14 protein-coding genes are annotated in these 15,528 nt (G+C 70.9%); 3 read left to right on the forward strand and 11 right to left on the reverse strand.

Annotation, left to right across the window (positions count from 1 at the left end; genetic code table 11):
• Nucleotides 1-88 precede the first annotated feature (88 nt).
• Together ACFU97_RS35195 and ACFU97_RS35200 are read left to right on the forward strand one after the other, a co-directional pair.
• On the forward strand, nucleotides 89-1,147 hold the full coding sequence (locus ACFU97_RS35195) for a nitrous oxide reductase family maturation protein NosD (protein ID WP_384264698.1): 1,059 nt from the start codon (nucleotides 89-91) through the stop codon (nucleotides 1,145-1,147).
• 45 nt (nucleotides 1,148-1,192) lie between these two features.
• Entirely contained in the window at nucleotides 1,193-2,221 is a 1,029-nt protein-coding gene (locus ACFU97_RS35200; RefSeq protein WP_384264700.1) for a methyltransferase, read from the forward strand.
• Nucleotides 2,222-2,301: 80 nt separating this feature from the next.
• On the opposite strand, the gene ACFU97_RS35205 is transcribed toward ACFU97_RS35200, so the two are convergent.
• The 10 genes from ACFU97_RS35205 to ACFU97_RS35250 form a co-directional block, all read right to left on the reverse strand.
• Complete coding sequence (locus ACFU97_RS35205) at nucleotides 2,302-2,634, reverse strand: TcmI family type II polyketide cyclase (RefSeq protein ID WP_384264701.1); 333 nt, start codon at nucleotides 2,632-2,634, stop codon at nucleotides 2,302-2,304.
• A 20-nt stretch (nucleotides 2,635-2,654) separates the two neighbouring features.
• On the reverse strand, nucleotides 2,655-3,134 hold the full coding sequence (locus tag ACFU97_RS35210) for an SRPBCC family protein (RefSeq protein WP_384264703.1): 480 nt from the start codon (nucleotides 3,132-3,134) through the stop codon (nucleotides 2,655-2,657).
• A 1-nt stretch (nucleotide 3,135) separates the two neighbouring features.
• Entirely contained in the window at nucleotides 3,136-3,390 is a 255-nt protein-coding gene (locus ACFU97_RS35215) for an acyl carrier protein (RefSeq protein WP_384264705.1), read from the reverse strand.
• A 34-nt stretch (nucleotides 3,391-3,424) separates the two neighbouring features.
• Nucleotides 3,425-4,666 carry a ketosynthase chain-length factor gene (locus ACFU97_RS35220; RefSeq protein ID WP_384264706.1) on the reverse strand — a complete coding sequence of 414 codons (1,242 nt, stop codon included), beginning with the start codon at nucleotides 4,664-4,666 and terminating at the stop codon, nucleotides 3,425-3,427.
• Complete coding sequence (locus tag ACFU97_RS35225; protein ID WP_384264707.1) at nucleotides 4,663-5,931, reverse strand: beta-ketoacyl-[acyl-carrier-protein] synthase family protein; 1,269 nt, start codon at nucleotides 5,929-5,931, stop codon at nucleotides 4,663-4,665. Before ACFU97_RS35225 ends, ACFU97_RS35220 begins: the two co-directional genes overlap by 4 nt.
• The gene (locus ACFU97_RS35230; protein WP_384264708.1) at nucleotides 5,928-6,338 is read right to left on the reverse strand and encodes a cupin domain-containing protein; all 411 of its coding nucleotides are present in this window, start codon (nucleotides 6,336-6,338) and stop codon (nucleotides 5,928-5,930) included. The genes ACFU97_RS35225 and ACFU97_RS35230 overlap by 4 nt, the downstream gene beginning before the upstream one ends.
• 83 nt (nucleotides 6,339-6,421) lie before the next feature.
• Complete coding sequence (locus ACFU97_RS35235) at nucleotides 6,422-7,564, reverse strand: SchA/CurD-like domain-containing protein (RefSeq protein ID WP_384264709.1); 1,143 nt, start codon at nucleotides 7,562-7,564, stop codon at nucleotides 6,422-6,424.
• 125 nt (nucleotides 7,565-7,689) lie between these two features.
• Complete coding sequence (locus ACFU97_RS35240) at nucleotides 7,690-8,388, reverse strand: class F sortase (protein WP_384264711.1); 699 nt, start codon at nucleotides 8,386-8,388, stop codon at nucleotides 7,690-7,692.
• Nucleotides 8,389-8,501: 113 nt separating this feature from the next.
• Nucleotides 8,502-8,999, reverse strand: a complete 498-nt coding sequence (locus ACFU97_RS35245; RefSeq protein WP_384264713.1) for a hypothetical protein — start codon at nucleotides 8,997-8,999, stop codon at nucleotides 8,502-8,504.
• A gap of 162 nt (nucleotides 9,000-9,161) precedes the next feature.
• On the reverse strand, nucleotides 9,162-10,817 hold the full coding sequence (locus ACFU97_RS35250; protein ID WP_384264714.1) for an FAD-dependent oxidoreductase: 1,656 nt from the start codon (nucleotides 10,815-10,817) through the stop codon (nucleotides 9,162-9,164).
• A gap of 596 nt (nucleotides 10,818-11,413) precedes the next feature.
• On the opposite strand from ACFU97_RS35250, the gene ACFU97_RS35255 reads away from it, so the two are divergent.
• Nucleotides 11,414-14,188, forward strand: coding sequence for a lectin (locus tag ACFU97_RS35255; protein ID WP_384264715.1), 2,775 nt, complete (start codon nucleotides 11,414-11,416; stop codon nucleotides 14,186-14,188).
• Nucleotides 14,189-14,228: 40 nt separating this feature from the next.
• On the opposite strand, the gene ACFU97_RS35260 is transcribed toward ACFU97_RS35255, so the two are convergent.
• A complete protein-coding gene (locus tag ACFU97_RS35260; RefSeq protein WP_384264716.1) occupies nucleotides 14,229-15,491 on the reverse strand; it encodes an MFS transporter in 1,263 nt (420 codons plus the stop codon).
• Between the last annotated feature and the right edge of the window lie 37 nt (nucleotides 15,492-15,528).

Here is a 15,528-nt window from a genome sequence, read left to right on the forward strand (position 1 = left end):
CGTCCGAAACACTACAGCGGGGGTGTGACACGCCGCCGGATGGCCCATCCTCCCGGTAAGCGACCCATCGGGTCATAGCGTTTGGAATATGAAGAAATACCGCATCGCTTACCTGATGTGCACTGCCGTGGTCGTCGGGACGGGACTCGGCGCGGCTCCGCCGGCCTCCCACCATGAGGTCCACGTGGTCTGGCCGGGCCAGTCGATCCAGAAGGCGGTGGACGCGGCCGCGAGCGGCGACACCGTCCTGGTGGGCCCCGGCACCTTCCACGAGAGCGTCAAGGTGACCACGCCGGGGCTGACCCTGCGCGGCATGGGGCGCAGCACGGTGATCGAGCCGAGCACGAAGAAGGCCGCCGAGAGCTGCTCGGAGGGCGGCAACGGCATCTGCGTCGTCGGGACGAAGGACCGCGATCTCCAGGGCGTGACCGTCGCCAATCTGACCGTCACCGGCTTCGCCCGCAGCGGCGTGTTCTCCATGGCGACCGACGGGCTGACCGTCCAGGACGTGACCTCGGTGAAGAACGGGGTGTGGGGCATCGCCCAGGAGCGCTCGGTGCGCGGGGTGTTCCGCGACAACACCGCGCAGGACAACGGCGACGCGGGCATCTTCCTGGCCAACACGATCAAGGAGGAGGCGGGCGCCTCGGACACCGGCGGCACGGTGATCGACCGCAACCGCCTGGAGGGCAACCGCATCGGCGTCACCGTGCGCCGGCTGCGCAACCTCGTGGTGATGCACAACCAGCTCACCGGCAACTGCGCCGGCGTCTTCGTCGTGGGTGACGAGAACAAGCCGAAGGCCGGCGACCTGGCGGTGCGCGACAACTACGTGGCCCGCAACAACAAGTCGTGCCCGAAGACGGACCGGCTGGACGCGCTGCAGGGCTCCGGCATCGTCGTGACCGGCGCCGACGACAGCACGGTGACGGGCAACGTCGTCAAGGACAACGCGGGCAAGTCCCCGCTCTCCGGCGGCATCGTCCTGTTCAAGAGCTTCGTGGGCGTCACCAGCGACCGCAACCGCATCACCGGCAACGTCCTCAAGGGCAACTCCCCCGCGGACCTGGTCAACACGGACCTGGGCAAGGACAACACCTTCCAGGACAACTCCTGCCGCGCGTCCAAGCCCGCGGGTCTTTGCTGACGATCCGTCACCACCCTGTGTGAACACGAGAGAAGGGAGCGGCACATGACGACCGCACCGACCGCGCCGGCCCCGTCCATGCGGCTGAGGGAGCTCGCGTTCGCGGCGGCATGTGCCGCCGCCGTCCGCGCGGCCGCCCGGCTGGGTGTCCCCGACGCCCTCGGCGACAGCCCGATGACCGTGGAGGACCTGGCGGCCGCGGTGAAGGCCGAACCCCGGCCGCTGCGGCGGCTGTTGCGCACGCTGTCCTGCCACGACGTCTTCACCGAGCTGCCGGACGGCACCTTCGCGCACACCGACGTCTCCCGGCTGCTGCGCGAGGACGACCCCGACAGCCTGCGCGCCATCTCGCTGTGGTGCACCGAGCCGTGGACGTGGGACGCATGGCCGAGGCTGGACGAGGCGGTGCGCACCGGGCGCAACGTCGTGGAGGACCTGTACGGCAAGGAGTTCTTCCCCTACCTGAACGAGGACGCCCCGGAGTCGGCGGACGTCTTCAACCGCGCCATGACGACCTCCAGCGTGCAGTCGGCGCGCGATGTCGCCGAGTTCCTGGATCTGTCGGGGAGTTCGTCGGTCGCCGACCTCGGCGGCGGCCAGGGGCACGTGATCGCGAGCCTGCTCGACAAGTACCCCTCGATGCACGGCACGTTGCAGGATCTGCCGCGGGTGGTGGAGAACGCGGTGCCGCGACTGCGGGAGGGCGGCGACCTCGCCGACCGGGTGCGGATCGTGCCCGGTGACGTCCGGGTGTCGGTGCCGGTGAAGGCCGACGTCTACGTCATCAAGAACATCCTGGAGTGGGACGACGAGAGCACCGCGCGCACGCTGCGCAACGTGCGGGAGGCGGGCGGTCCGGGCACCCGGGTCGTGGTCATCGAGAACCTCGTCGACGACTCGCCGTCGATGCGGTTCAGCACCGCGATGGACCTGCTGCTGCTCCTCAACGTCGGCGGGGCGAAGCACACCACGCAGAGCATGATCGACCGGCTGACCGAGGCGGGCCTGGTCATCGACGACATGCGGCCGGTCAACCCTTATCTGCACGCGTTCGACTGTCACGTGCCCGCCTGATCAGGGCGGTTCGCGTACGGACCACCGGTGGCCGGATCCCGCAGCGTCGCGGGTCCGGCCACCGGTGCTGTCCGGCCGGGTCAGCCGGCCGGGTCGCGCTCCCACAGGTAGAAGCGCTGCGCCATGGCGTCCTTGGGGGACCGCCAGGTGTCGGGGTCGTAGGCGCGGACGTAGGAGGACAGCCGTTCGCTGACGTCACGGAAGTCGGGGTGCTCCGTGACCTTGGCGATGGCGGGGCCGGGCTCGCGCTCGGACTCGATCAGGTGCATGTAGACGTCGCCGAACTGGAAGAGACTGCGCCGGACCACCCCGACGAGGTGGGGCAGCTCTCCGCGGTCGGACTCCGCGAACACCTTGGCGATGTCGGGCGCCGATCCCGGTGCCATGCGGGCGACGATCAGGGCTTGGTGCATGGGGGTGTTCTCCGTCCGGCTCAGCCGGTAAGGCCCGGCGTGGCACCGCGCTCGGCGGCCGCCTTCTCGATGCGGTCCCGGATCAGGGCCATCTGGACCTTGGAGTTGCGGTTGATGTTGTCGGTCATCCAGGCGTCGTCGACCGGCGCCTCCGGCTTCATCGCGAAGTCCTGCGTCCAGACCATCCGGGTGCCGCCGGGCACCTCTTCGTAGCGCCAGTGGATGTTCATGTGGTCGAACGGGCCGGTCTCGACCCGGCGGGCCCGCACGGTGAGGGTGTCGCGGTCGGGCTCGCGCTCGGAGACCCAGCTCCACACGGTGCCGTTCTCGTCCGGGTGCATGGTGAGGCGGAAGGTGGTCTTCCTGCCCTCCCGGGAGAGCACCTCGACGGAGGCGTACTCGCTGAACAACTGCGGCCAGTTCTCCAGGTCGTTGGTCATCTCCCAGACCAGGTCCAGGGGGGCCGCGACGGTGATCTCGTTCTGGGTGTGTCCGGTCATCTCACGCTCCTGTCATGAGGGCAGTGTTGACGAGGTCGAGGAACTGGCGGGGCGTCCTGGAGCGTTCGGCGTCCGGCGGCATCGGCGTGCCGTAGCGGTTCTCCAGTTCGCCGACGATGCCCAGCAGGCCGAGCGAGTCGACGCCGAGGGTGTCGAAGCCCGGGTCGCCGGCGCGGAGGTCCTCCGGGGCGACGGTGACTCCGGCGGACTTCTTCATGAGTTCGGCCAGCTCTTCGACGGTGATGCGATCGGTCATGTCCTGTTCTCCTTCTCTGCTCGTCGGCGGCTCGTCACGAGGCGCCGGTGGCGCCGCGCCGCAGCACGAGCGCCGAGTTCGACCCCATGAGTCCCCGGCTCAGGACCAGCGCCGTGCGAAGTTCCGCGGTGCGGGCCCTGCCAGTGACGAGGTCGAGGTCATGGCAGATGTCGAAGACGTTGGGGGTGGGCGGGATCACGCCGAGTTCCATGGCGAGCACGGCGGCGACGGAGTCGAGCACGGGGGCTGCTCCGTAGCCGCGGCCGATCCCGGTCTTGGGTGCCGTGACCGGCACGCGGTCGCCGAGCACGTCGGCGATGGCGAGGGCCTCGGCGCGGTCGGCCTCCGGCACGCCGAGGGCGTCGGCGAAGACCACGTCGATCTCCTCGGGGGCGCAGCCGGCCTCGTCCAGGGCTCCCCGCACGGCGTGGACCAGGCCGTGGCGGGACTCCTGCCAGCAGGAGGCGCCGGTGTAGGTGGCGGCGTGCCCGGCGATGACCGCCTGCACGCGCGCCCCGCGTTGGAGGGCGCCATGCTCGTCCTCCACGACGAGCATGGCGCCGCCCTCGGCGGGCACGAACCCGCAGGCCGCGGAGGTGAACGGCCGGTAGGCGCGGGTGGGGTCGTCCGCGGTGCTCAGCTCGTCGTAGCCGAGCTGGCAGACCATGGAGTAGGGGGCGAGCGGTGCCTCGGTGGAGCCGGCCACGATGACGTCGGTGCCGCGCCGCACCGCCCGGGCGGCGTGCGCGAGGGCGTCCAGGCCGCCGGCCTCGTCGCTGGCGACGACGGAGCAGGGTCCCTTGAAGCCACGCCGGATGGATACCTGGCCGGTGCTGGCGGCGTAGAACCAGGCGATGGACTGGTACGGGCCGACGAACCGGCTTCCCTTGCCCCACAGTTGCTGGAGTTCGCGCTGTCCGAACTCACCGCCGCCGGAGCCGGCCGCGGTGACCACGCCCACCGAGAACGGGGAGTCGTCGGTGAGGGTCCGGCCCAGGTGGGCGTCCTCCAGCGCGAGGTCGGCGGCGGCCATGGCGAAGTGCGTGAACCGGTCGGTCTGGACGAGGAAGCGCTCCTCCACCGCGGCCGAGGGGTCGAAGTCGCGGACCTCGCCCGCCACCCTCAGCGGCAGGTCCTCGCAGCCCTCCCGGGTGACCCGGTCCAGGACGGCGATGCCTTCCCGGGTGGCCTTCCAGAAGGTCTCCGTGCCCACGCCGTTGGGGGCGATCACGCCCATGCCGGTGACGGCCGCACGCCGTGGATAGGGTCCGCTCATCGTGTCTTCTCCCTCGGCCGGGTCAGGACCACCGCGGACTGGAAGCCGCCGAACCCGCTGCCCACCGAGAGCACGCTGTTCAGTTTCCGGGCGCGTGCGACACGTGGGACGTAGTCCAGGTCGCACTCGGGGTCGGGGGTCTCGTAGTTGGCGGTCGGCGGGACGGTCTGGTGGGCCAGCGCCAGGACGCACGCGACGAGTTCGATCGCGCCGATCGCGCCGAGGGAGTGGCCCACCATGGACTTGATGGAGCTCATCGGCGTGTCGTAGGCGTGCGGGCCCAGGGCCCGTTTGACCGCCGCCGTCTCGTGCCGGTCGTTCTGCTGGGTGCCGGAGCCGTGCGCGTTGACGTAGTCGATCGCCGTGCCGTCCAGGCGCGCGTGGTCGAGGGAGGACTCGATGGCCTTGGCCATCTCCAGGCCCTCCCGGGTCAGTCCGGTCATGTGGTAGGCGTTGCCGAAGGTGGCGTAGCCGCCCAGCTCGCAGTACACGTGGGCGCCGCGGGCCCAGGCGTGTTCGAGCTCCTCGAGGATGAGCACGGCGCCGCCCTCCCCCATCACGAAGCCATTGCGGTCGGCGTCGAAGGGGCGCGAGGCGTGGGCCGGGTCGTCGTTGTTGGGTGAGGTGGCCTTGATGGCGTCGAAGCAGGCCATGGTGATCGGGGAGATCGGCGAGTCCGAGGCGCCGGCGATGCAGATGTCGGCCCGGCCCTCCTCGACGGTGTGGAAGGCGTAGCCGACCGCGTCGAGCCCGGAGGTGCAGCCGGTGGAGACGGTCTGCACGGGGCCGCGGGCCCCGAACTCCTCCGCCACCGTCGCCGCCAGCGTGCTGGGCGCGAACGCGCGGTGCAGATGCGGTTCCGCCTCGCGGGGATCCACGTCCCAGCGCTGCCCGCGATGGCTGACCAGCACGTAGTCGTGTTCCAGCCGGGTGGTGCCGCCGACCGCGGTGCCCAGGGACACCCCCACCCGCCAGGGGTTCTCCCGTTCGAAGTCGAGCCCGGCGTCGCGGACCGCCTCCGCGCCCGCGGCCAGCGCGAACTGTATGTAGCGGTCGCAGCGGGCGGTCTGCTCGGCGTCCAGTCCGGACGCGGCCGGGTCGAAGTCGCATTCGGCGGCGATCCGCGAGCGCAGACCCGCCGGGTCGAAGAACGTGATGCCCCGCGTCGCGGTGCGCCCGGCCGCCAGCAGATCCCAGAACGCCGGTACGCCGATGCCGCCCGGGGCGACGATGCCTATGCCGGTGACGGCCACCCGTCGTGTCATGAACGGACCTCTGCGACGGTATCAGTCTCCTCGGTGTCGACGTGGCCCAGCTGCGGGCGCGGGGCCAGCGGGCCGAGGTGGAAGACGATGCGGGCCTCCACGTTGCCGACGTTGCGGAAGCGGTGGCGCATGTGGGCGGGGATCATCAGCCCCTGCTCGGGCCGCAGCGGATGGGGGACGCCGTCCAGGTCCACCTCCAGCTCGCCGCACAGCACGTACACGAACTCCTCGGAGTACGGGTGGTAGTGCTCACCGATGCGGTCGCCGGGCTCCACGATGGCGACGCCCATGAAGCCGCTGGTGGAGCCGACGGTGGCGGGGGTGAGCATGGCGCGCAGGTCGCCGCCGCGCCGGCGGTTGGGCTCGACCTCGCTGAGATCCACGATTCTGGGACGGGATGTGATCACGGCGTTCCTCCGATCAGGTCCTGCTTCGACGTGGGGGTACGGCGGCCACGGCCGGTTGGCGGCCGGGGCCGGGTGAGGCCGCATCAGGCCTCGGGCGAGCGGCGGTCGGTGACGAGGTCCATCCGGGCCAGCCCGACGAGCCGGGCGAGCTCGGCGTCCTTGGGCGCCGAAGCGTCGGCGGAGAGCGTCGTCAGCTCGGCCACCTGCGCCGGGTCCGCGAGGCCGAGGATCAGCGCGGGGTCGGCGCCCTCGAGTCCGCCGCGCACGTCGATCAGCCGTACGACGGTGTCGTCGCGCTGGAAGATCGTGCTGCGTACGACCGGGCTGAGCGGGTCGTCCGCCGCCGCCACGTCGTGGCGGGCCAGCAGCTCGGCCAGGCGCATGCCGCGGTCGGCCCTGACCGGGTAGGACAGGGCATACCGCTCGGCCGGGCCCTCCTGGCGTTCGCCGGTGACGTGGTGGACGGCGGGCAGCGCGGCCCGGGTGAAGAAGACCCGGGCGGACTCGGGGTCGTCGAGGTCGCGGTCCTGTTCCAGGTAGGGGTTGACGGCCTCCTCGACGGCGCGGACCTCGGGCTGCCGGGCGACGTGGCGCAGGGCGGCGAGCAGGTCGCCGCGCACCTCGATGGCCCTCACGACCCGGTTGCCGTGCATGAACAGGGAGGTGCGGCACAGCCGGGTGGCGTCGTCGACCTTCGGCTCGGGCGAGGCGTACTCGGAGAGGATCTTGGCGACCTTCTCCTCGCTGCCCGGCTTGACGGTGAAGGTGAGCGCGTGCCGGATCAGGCCGTCGCCGATCCGGGGCGCGGCCTGCAGCCGGCGCTCGGCCGCCTCGCTGACCATCGCCGGGTCGCCGGTCTCGCGCACGACGTGGAAGCGCAGCGACCGGGTGTCGCGGACACAGCTGTGCAGCGGCTCCACCATCCGCACGTGCTCCTCGCTGTTGACCCAGGCGAGGAAGGGCGGGGCGCTCTCCCACTCGCTGGTGATCAGCCACTGCGAGGGGTTCTCGATCGACTGGCACAACTGGTCGCTGACGTGTCCGGGGACGGACGCGACCTGGTTGCACAGGAGCTCGTACGCCTCCAGGAACTGCTGCTGGGCGCCGTCGTAGACGTCCACCAGCAGGACGACCCGGAGTCTGGAGCCGTCGAACACGGACTGCGAGACACGGGGCGAGACCTGGCTGGTCGGGGAACCGGAAACACGTTCGGACGTGGTGGTCATCCTGCGCACATCTCCTTCGGGGGCAGAAGTGGTCTCTTCGGCCGCGGTGATGCGGCGTCAGCGTTTCTCGATCGTGTGCCTGAGCCCGCGAGCCCGCGACTCGGATGCACTACGCGGGTGATCTCTCAGATGAGATGGGCGAAGACCACGAGGTTGTCGGTGTAGTCGTGCGCCGAGCGGTCGTAGTCGCCCGCACAGGTGATCAGGCGGGCCTCGGCGCGTGGGGTGTCGTCGTAGACGCGGTCGCTGGGGAAGTCGGACTTCTCGAAGGTCTCCGTGTCGTAGACCTGGAAGGTCGCGGTGGTGCCGTCGGCCCGGTCGACGTAGAAGACGTCGTTCTTCTTCAGCTCGCCGAGGTTGGCGAAGACGGCCGCGGACGTCTTGGTGTCGACGTGCCCGGCGATGACCGCGGTGCCCGTCTCGCCGGGAGCGGCGCCCTTGGCGTGCCAGCCGACGAGGTTGGTGTCGGCGGCGGGCGGGGGTTCCAGCTGCCCGGTGGAGCCGATGTAGAGGTCCGTGAAGGGGGCGTCGACCCAGATCTTCGGGATGCGCAGGCGCACGGGCTCCGATCGGGGCATGTGCTTGCCGACCGGCTGCCCGGAGCTGGACGTGGTGGGCCGCGGGGAGGAGGTCGCGGCGGACTGCGGGGCCGCCGCGGCCGGGCGCGGGGCGCCGGCCGGGCTGGACCCGGTGGAGTCGCCGTGACCGTTGATGAGACTGGCGATCAGGACCAGGCCGGCCGCCGCGCACATCATCAGCGCCCCGGAGCGGGACGATCCCTGGGCGGCGGGTTCGTCGTCGGTGGAGGAAGGGGGTTGTGCCATCGGAGACCACCTCACTGGCACGGCAGCGGCTTACGGGGTGCGGGGACAGCGCGCCGGGCCGCCACTCGGGGCACGGGTGGCGGCCGCGGCTGCGCTATCGCATCCGGCATGGATCAGGCCGGGCTTCCGACCGGCTTCTTGCGGCGCATCGCGTACAGGCCGGTGGCCGCCACCGCCAGCACGGCCAGGCCGCCGGCGGTCGCCGTCGGAGTGGCCAGTGCCCCGCCGCCGGTGTGCATGCCGCCACTGGGCTTCTCGTGCCCGCCGCCGCCCCAGGAGTCGTTGCCGCGGCCGCCGCTGTCGCGGTCTCCGCCGCCCCAGTCGCTCTTGCCGCCGCCGTCGTCCTTGTAGGTGTCGGGGTCCGTCTTCGGATCCCGCGAGCTGCCCCAGTCGTCATGGTCGTTCACCGCGGTCAGCGCACCTCCACCGGTGTGCATGCCGCCGCGCGGTTCTTCCTTGCCCTTGTCGTGCTCCTTGCCGTAGGAGGATCCGTCGCTGTACGAGGAGTCGTCGTGATCCCAGTCGCCCCCGGCGGCGTACGCGCCGGGTGCACCGATGGCCAGGGCGGCGGAGGCCGCCGCTGTGGCCAGGATCATGCGAGCAGAGCGCATCTGATGGTCCTTCCGTCACGGCCCGGCAGCTGGGACTTGGTCAGCTGTCTTGACCGGGCCCCGACGTGATCCACCGTCAGTCAGGGTCTCCCGGGCCACCAGTCGGGACGATCATGCGGGTGAAGCGGCCGCGCTTGCCCCGCGACTCCGCTCATCGGGTGATCAAGACAGGGCCAGCGCCTCCCGCAGGACCTCGCGCAGCACGGATTCGGCGTCCGGGACGGGGCCGGCCGACCTCCACGCGACGAACCCGTCCGGCCGAACGAGGACGGCACCCCCGCGGGTGACGCCGTGGGCCTCGGCCCAGTCGGCGTCGCCGTCCGTGACCAGGTCGGCCCGGGGTCCGGTGCCCACGCGGTAGGAGGTGAGCGGGATGGGGAGGTCCTGGGCCAGCCGGGTGGCGCCGCGGTGCCAGCCGCTCGGATCGCCGGCGTCGCTGAGCAGCACCGGGGTGCGCTCGTACAGGTCGAGGGTGGAGACCTTCTCCTCCCCGCGCCGCACCCACAAGTGGGGCGCCCGGCTGCCGGGCTCGCCGGTCAGGTCGAGATTCTCCGGTACGACCACTGCCGTGGGGTCGGCGCCGACGACCGCACCCTGCGGGTAGCGGTAGCCGAGCGCGACGTTGAGGATGCCGCGCCGGGGGCCGCCGCCGGTGCCGGGCGGCGGGGTGAATCCGGGGTGGCTGTGCTCGGCCGAACGGTGGGCGGCGCGGGCGCTGGTGGCCTCCGCGACGGGGCGGCGCTCGGCGTCGTAGGTGTCGAGGAGTCCTTCGCCGGCCCAGCCGCCGAGCACCGCGGCCAGTTTCCAGGCGAGGTTGTGGGCGTCCTGGATACCGGTGTTGGAGCCGAAGGCCCCGGTGGGCGACATCTCGTGGGCGGAGTCGCCGGCCAGGAAGACGCGGCCGGCGCGGTAGCTGCGGGCGACGCGCTGGGCGGCGTGCCAGGGGGCCCGGCCGGTGATCTCCACGTCGAGGTCGGCGACGCCGACGGCGCGGCGGATGTGCTCGGCGCACCGCTCGTCGGTGAACTCCTCAAGGGTTTCGCCGAGTTCGGGGTGCCAGGGGGCGTGGAAGACCCAGTTCTCGCGGTTGTCGACCGGCAGCAGTGCGCCGTCGGCGTCCGGGCTGGTGAGGTAGCAGACGATGAAGCGGCGCTCGCCCACGACGCCGGCGAGCGCGCGGGAGCGGAAGGTGACGCTGACGTTGTGGAACAGGTCGCCGGGTCCGCTCTGGCCGATGCCGAGCTGCTCACGGACGGGGCTGCGCGGGCCGTCGGCGGCGACGAGGTAGTCCGCGTGGACGGTGGTGTGCTCGCCGGTCTCGCGGCTCTTGACCACGGCGGTGACGCCGGTGGCGTCGCTCTCGAACGACATCAGCTCGGTGGAGAAGCGCAGATCGCCGCAGAGCCGGCCGGCGTGGTCCAGCAGGACGGGCTCCAGGTCGTTCTGGCTGCACAGGCACCAGCCGCTGGGGCTGAAGCGGGCCAGTCCGCCGCCGGGGTCGATCTCCTTGAACAGCCATTCACCGGCGTCGCCGACCAGGGTGGGCGTCTGCAGGATGCCGTGGTTGTCGGCCAGGGTGGCGGCGGCCCGGTGGATGCCCGGCTCGGCGCCGGCCACCCGGAACAGCTCCATGGTGCGGACGTTGTTGCCGCGGCCGCGCGGGTGGATGGAGGTGCCGGAGTGCCGCTCCACCAGCAGGTGCCGCACCCCGAGTCGGCCCAGGAACAGCGAGGTCGACAGGCCGACCAGGGAACCGCCGACGACGAGCACCGGAACCCTGAGGGTGTCGTGGTCGGCCTGATCGGCTCGTTCGTTCATCGCTCTCGCCTCCAGCACATCGTCATGGCAGCCGCCCGGCGCGGGCCGGGGTCCTCATGCATGCCCCGGGAAGCTGACGACGCCTCAGGCTTCACCCGGTGGGCGGTGCGAAGTGGATAGCTGACGGTGTGTGAGTACGAGGAGGGGCGCCAAGGCAAGCAACGACACACCGGTCTGACGGTGTGTTCGGCGAGTTCGGCGAGTTCGGCCGGTTCGGCCGGTTCGGCGGGTTCGGTTCTACGGTTCCGCCGTGCCGGCGCCCTTCCGCACCCCTCGTGCGGGAGTACGGTGCGAAGTGCCGTGCATGGGTGGCGTGTTGGCCCCGGCGGCGACCGAAACGGGGTCCGCGGAGCCACAGCCTGTCGGACTCGTTGACATGACCCTGCCGAGTGGCTAGCTTCGCGAAGAGTTCACGTTCGCATCCCGGGTGTCACCCGTCCCGGGGCTCCACCGCAACGCTCCCTCGTCAGGCACCTCACCTCCGGGGCCCGACAACGTTGTCACACCCGGCCTGCCGGTCACCGCCCGAACGCCCGCGCCTCCGCACGGAGACAACGTTGTCACCCCCCTCGCTCCGAGCAGAGGAGAACTCCGTGATGACACGACTGCTGAGACCCCCCAGATCCACGGTGATCGGCCTCTTCGCGGCGACGGCGCTGGCCTCGGCCGGGTTGTGCGCGCCCGCCTCGGCGGCCGCGAAGCCCGCGTTCGTCGACTCCCCGGCCACCGTGGTCAACCCGTTCATCGGGACCTCGAACCAGGCCGACGACTTCCCCGGCGCCGACGTGCCGTTCGGCATGGTGCAGTGGAGCCCGGACACGCCGTCGCGTCCCTCCGGCGGGGGCTACGAGTACAACGACTCGTCGATCACCGGTTTCAGCCTGACCCACATCGCCGGGCCCGGCTGCGGCGCGGCCGGTGACGTGCCGGTCCTGCCCACGGTGGGGGCCGTGAACACCGGCGCCACGGACGCGTTCTCGCACGCCAACGAGTCGGCGTCGGCCGGGTCGTACAAGGTCGCGCTCAACAACCAGGTGACGACCGAGCTGACCACCACCACACGCAGCGGCATGGCGCGTTTCACCTTCCCGTCGACCAGCCAGGCCAACCTGATCTTCAAGTTGACGGGCAGTCAGAACGGGTCGAGCAACACGCAGTTCACCAAGGTCTCCAACACCGAGGTGAGCGGACAGGTGACCAGTGGGCGCTTCTGCGGCGCGGGCAACACCTACACCGTGTACTTCGACATGGTCTTCGACCAGCCCTTCACCTCGCAGGGCGGCTCCCTCGCGAAGGCGTCGACCCTCAAGCCCGTGCGACAGGGCAAGGCGTCCAAGAACGCCGCCGAGAAGCCCAACGAGCCGGTGCTGCACGGCAAGGTCCCGGCCGCGACGGCGCCGAAGTCCGCCAAGGGCGGCGCCTCCCCGGACGCCGCCGCCTCGAACGGCTACGTCACCTTCAACACCACGTCCAACCCGGTCGTCCAGGCCAAGGTCGGCGTCTCCTACGTGTCGGTCGCGGGCGCGGTCGCCAACCGGACGGCGGAGAACTCCGGCTGGGACTTCGACGCGACCCGCACCGCCGCGCAGAACGCCTGGAACGGCGCGCTCGGCAAGGTGCAGATCGCCGGCGGGACGGCCGCGCAGCAGCAGACCTTCTACACCGCGCTCTACCACTCGCTGCTGCACCCGAACGTCATCAGCGACACCAACGGCCAGTACTACGGCTTCGACGGCAAGACGCACACGGTGGACTCCGGGCACAAGGCGGTCTACGCCAACTACTCCGGCTGGGACATCTACCGTTCGCAGGCCCAGCTCGAGGCGCTGCTCGCTCCCCAGGTGGCCTCGGACACCGCGCAGTCGATGGTCGACGACTACGCCCAGACCGGGATCTTCCCCAAGTGGTCGGAGAACAACGGGGAGTCGTACGTCATGGTCGGCGACCCGGCGGACGCGATCCTCGCCGACTACTACGCCTTCGGCGCCCGGGACTTCGACACCAAGACCGCCCTGGCCGACATGGTCAAGCAGGCGAGCACCGCCAACAACGACCGCCCGGGCCTCAACTACCTGAACTCACCGGGGTACATGCCGCACGACGGCAGCTACGGCTGCTGCAACTTCTACGGTCCGGTCGCCACCACGCTGGAGTACAACACCGCCGACTTCGCGCTCTCGGCGATGGCCGGGGGGCTCGGCGACACGGCCAACCAGAAGACGTACGCGAACCGGGCGCAGGGCTGGCGCAACGTGCTCAACCCGGCGTCCGGGTTCGTCGAGCCACGTAATGCCAGTGGCGCGTGGACGGGCGGGTTCGACCCCACCAGCGGCACCGACATGGTCGAGGCCGACTCGTGGATCTACACCGGCATGGTCCCCTTCAACATCGGCGGCCTGGCCCGTGCCAAGGGCGGCAACACGGCGATGAACCACTACCTGGACACCGTGCTGCGCAGCTTCACCGGCGCCAACGGCTACGCCTGGGTGGGCAACGAGCCCAGCATCGAGCTGCCCTGGGAGTACGACTACACGGGTCAGCCCTACAAGACGCAGGGCACCGTGCGGGCGATCCAGGACCAGATCTGGGCGAACACCCCCGGCGGGCTGGCGGACGGCAACGACGACCTGGGCGCGATGAGCGCCTGGTACGTGTGGTCGGCGCTCGGCATGTTCCCGGAGACCCCGGGCACGGCCGATCTCGCCCTGGGCTCGCCGGTGTTCACGCAGGCCGTCGTCACGCTCCCGTCGGGCAAGACGCTGACGATCAACGGCAACGGTGCGGCGGACAACGCGCCCTACGTGCAGTCCGCGACGTGGAACGGCGCCGCCTGGAACAACGCCTACGCCCCGACGGCGGCGATCACGGCCGGCGGCACGCTCGGCTACACCCTCGGCACCAGCGCCAACACCTCCTGGGCGACCGGGGCGTCGGCGGCGCCGCCCTCGTACGCCGGTGACACCACGGCCCCGGCCTCGCCCCGCATCGGCCCGCTGGCCTCCTCGGTCGCGGCGAACCTCTGCGCGGACGACGCCTCCTCGGCCACGGCCGACGGGACCCACGTCCAGATCTACACCTGCAACAACACCTACGCGCAGGACTGGATCATCGCCGGTGACGGCACGATCCGCGCGCTGGGCAAGTGCCTGGACGCCGATCACAGCGGAACCACCAACGGCACCCTGATCCAGCTGTGGACGTGCAACGGCAGCGGTGCTCAGCAGTGGACCCAGGGCGCCGGCGGGTCGCTGGTCAACCCGCAGTCCAAGCTGTGCCTGGACGACCCCAACTCCTCGACCTCCAACGGCACCCAGCTCCAGCTGTACACCTGCAACGGCTCGGCCGCGCAGAACTGGAAACTGCCGAGCTGATTCGTCGGCCCGTCGGCCGGACCGGATCCGGTCCGGCCGGCTAGGCGGTGTCGGCCGCCGCCTGGGTGGGGGCCTGGGTGGCCACGGTGCCGAAGCGGACGCCCTTGGCCTCCCTGCCGACGGCGCTCAGCACGATCACCGCGAGGAGGGCGGGCACCACGGTCCAGGTCATCGCCGCCGGATAGCCGTGGTGGTCGGCGATGGCCTCCTGGATGGGCAGGTTGAGGGCGGCGATGAGGTTGCCGAGCTGGTAGGTGACGCCGGGGTAGAAGCCGCGAATGGCGTCGGGGCTCATCTCCGTCAGGTGGGCGGGGATCACGCCCCAGGCGCCCTGGACGCACACCTGCATCAGGAAGGAGGAGAGCATCAGCCAGCCCACGGTCGTGGACAGCACGAAGAAGGGCACGATCACCAGGCCGCCGGCCGCGGCGATCATGATCGTACGGCGGCGTCCGAGCCTCTCCGAGGCGGCGCCGAGCAGCGCACCGCCGATCATGGCACCGACGTTGTAGACCACGGCGATGGCGATGGAGGTGTCCGGGGACAGGCCCAGGCCCTTCTTGACAAAGGTCGGGTAGACGTCCTGGGTGCCGTGGGACATCCAGTTGAAGGCGGTCATCAGGGCCACGAGGTAGACGAAGCGCCTGAGCACCGCCGGGTTCTTGAAGACCTGGTAGGCGGGGGTGCGGTTGGCCTTGACGCTCTTCTCCCACACCTCGCTCTCCTCCACCCGGCTGCGCACCCACAGGGCGACGAGGGCGGGGATCAGGCTGAAGGCGAACAGGCCGCGCCAGCCGAAGGTGGGCTCGATGCCGAAGAACGCCACGGCGGCGAGCAGGTAGCCCAGCGAGTAGCCGCTCTGCAGCAGGCCGGACCAGAAGCCGCGCCGCTCGGCGGGGATCTTCTCCATGGCCAGCGCGGCGCCCAGGCCCCACTCGCCGCCCATGCCGATGCCGTAGAGCAGGCGCAGGACCAGCAGGACGGCGTAGTTGGGAGCGAAGGCGCAGGCGAAGCCGACGATCGAGTAGAACATGACGTCGACCATGAGCGGGACGCGGCGGCCCTTGCGGTCCGCCCACATGCCGAAGATCAGGGCGCCGACCGGGCGCATCATGAGCGTCGCGGTGGTCAGGAACGCCATGTCGGTCAGCGAGACGTCGAAGTCGTCGGCGATCTCGCTGTAGACGAGGACCACGAGGAAGTAGTCGAAGGCGTCCATCGCCCAGCCCAGATAGGCGGCGACGAAGGCGTTGCGCTGATCCTTGGTGAGACCTGTTGCCTGTTCCCGGACGGTCTTCAGCATGCATGTCCTCCCGCGGCTCGAAGATCACGCTAGGTTC

Source organism: Streptomyces sp. NPDC057616 (assembly GCF_042800575.1).
Classification (GTDB): domain Bacteria; phylum Actinomycetota; class Actinomycetes; order Streptomycetales; family Streptomycetaceae; genus Streptomyces.

Excerpts from the sequence above, each read along its gene's own strand:
- ACFU97_RS35215 (WP_384264705.1), bottom strand. The coding sequence starts at position 3,390 with ATGACCGATCGCATCACCGTCGAAGAGCTGGCCGAACTCATGAAGAAG.
- ACFU97_RS35195 (WP_384264698.1), top strand. The coding sequence starts at position 89 with ATGAAGAAATACCGCATCGCTTACCTGATGTGCACTGCCGTGGTCGTC.
- ACFU97_RS35255 (WP_384264715.1), top strand. The coding sequence starts at position 11,414 with ATGACACGACTGCTGAGACCCCCCAGATCCACGGTGATCGGCCTCTTC.
- ACFU97_RS35240 (WP_384264711.1), bottom strand. The coding sequence starts at position 8,388 with ATGGCACAACCCCCTTCCTCCACCGACGACGAACCCGCCGCCCAGGGA.
- ACFU97_RS35250 (WP_384264714.1), bottom strand. The coding sequence starts at position 10,817 with ATGAACGAACGAGCCGATCAGGCCGACCACGACACCCTCAGGGTTCCG.
- ACFU97_RS35260 (WP_384264716.1), bottom strand. The coding sequence starts at position 15,491 with ATGCTGAAGACCGTCCGGGAACAGGCAACAGGTCTCACCAAGGATCAG.
- ACFU97_RS35220 (WP_384264706.1), bottom strand. The coding sequence starts at position 4,666 with ATGAGCGGACCCTATCCACGGCGTGCGGCCGTCACCGGCATGGGCGTG.
- ACFU97_RS35225 (WP_384264707.1), bottom strand. The coding sequence starts at position 5,931 with ATGACACGACGGGTGGCCGTCACCGGCATAGGCATCGTCGCCCCGGGC.
- ACFU97_RS35205 (WP_384264701.1), bottom strand. The coding sequence starts at position 2,634 with ATGCACCAAGCCCTGATCGTCGCCCGCATGGCACCGGGATCGGCGCCC.
- ACFU97_RS35200 (WP_384264700.1), top strand. The coding sequence starts at position 1,193 with ATGACGACCGCACCGACCGCGCCGGCCCCGTCCATGCGGCTGAGGGAG.
- ACFU97_RS35235 (WP_384264709.1), bottom strand. The coding sequence starts at position 7,564 with ATGACCACCACGTCCGAACGTGTTTCCGGTTCCCCGACCAGCCAGGTC.
- ACFU97_RS35245 (WP_384264713.1), bottom strand. The coding sequence starts at position 8,999 with ATGCGCTCTGCTCGCATGATCCTGGCCACAGCGGCGGCCTCCGCCGCC.
- ACFU97_RS35210 (WP_384264703.1), bottom strand. The coding sequence starts at position 3,134 with ATGACCGGACACACCCAGAACGAGATCACCGTCGCGGCCCCCCTGGAC.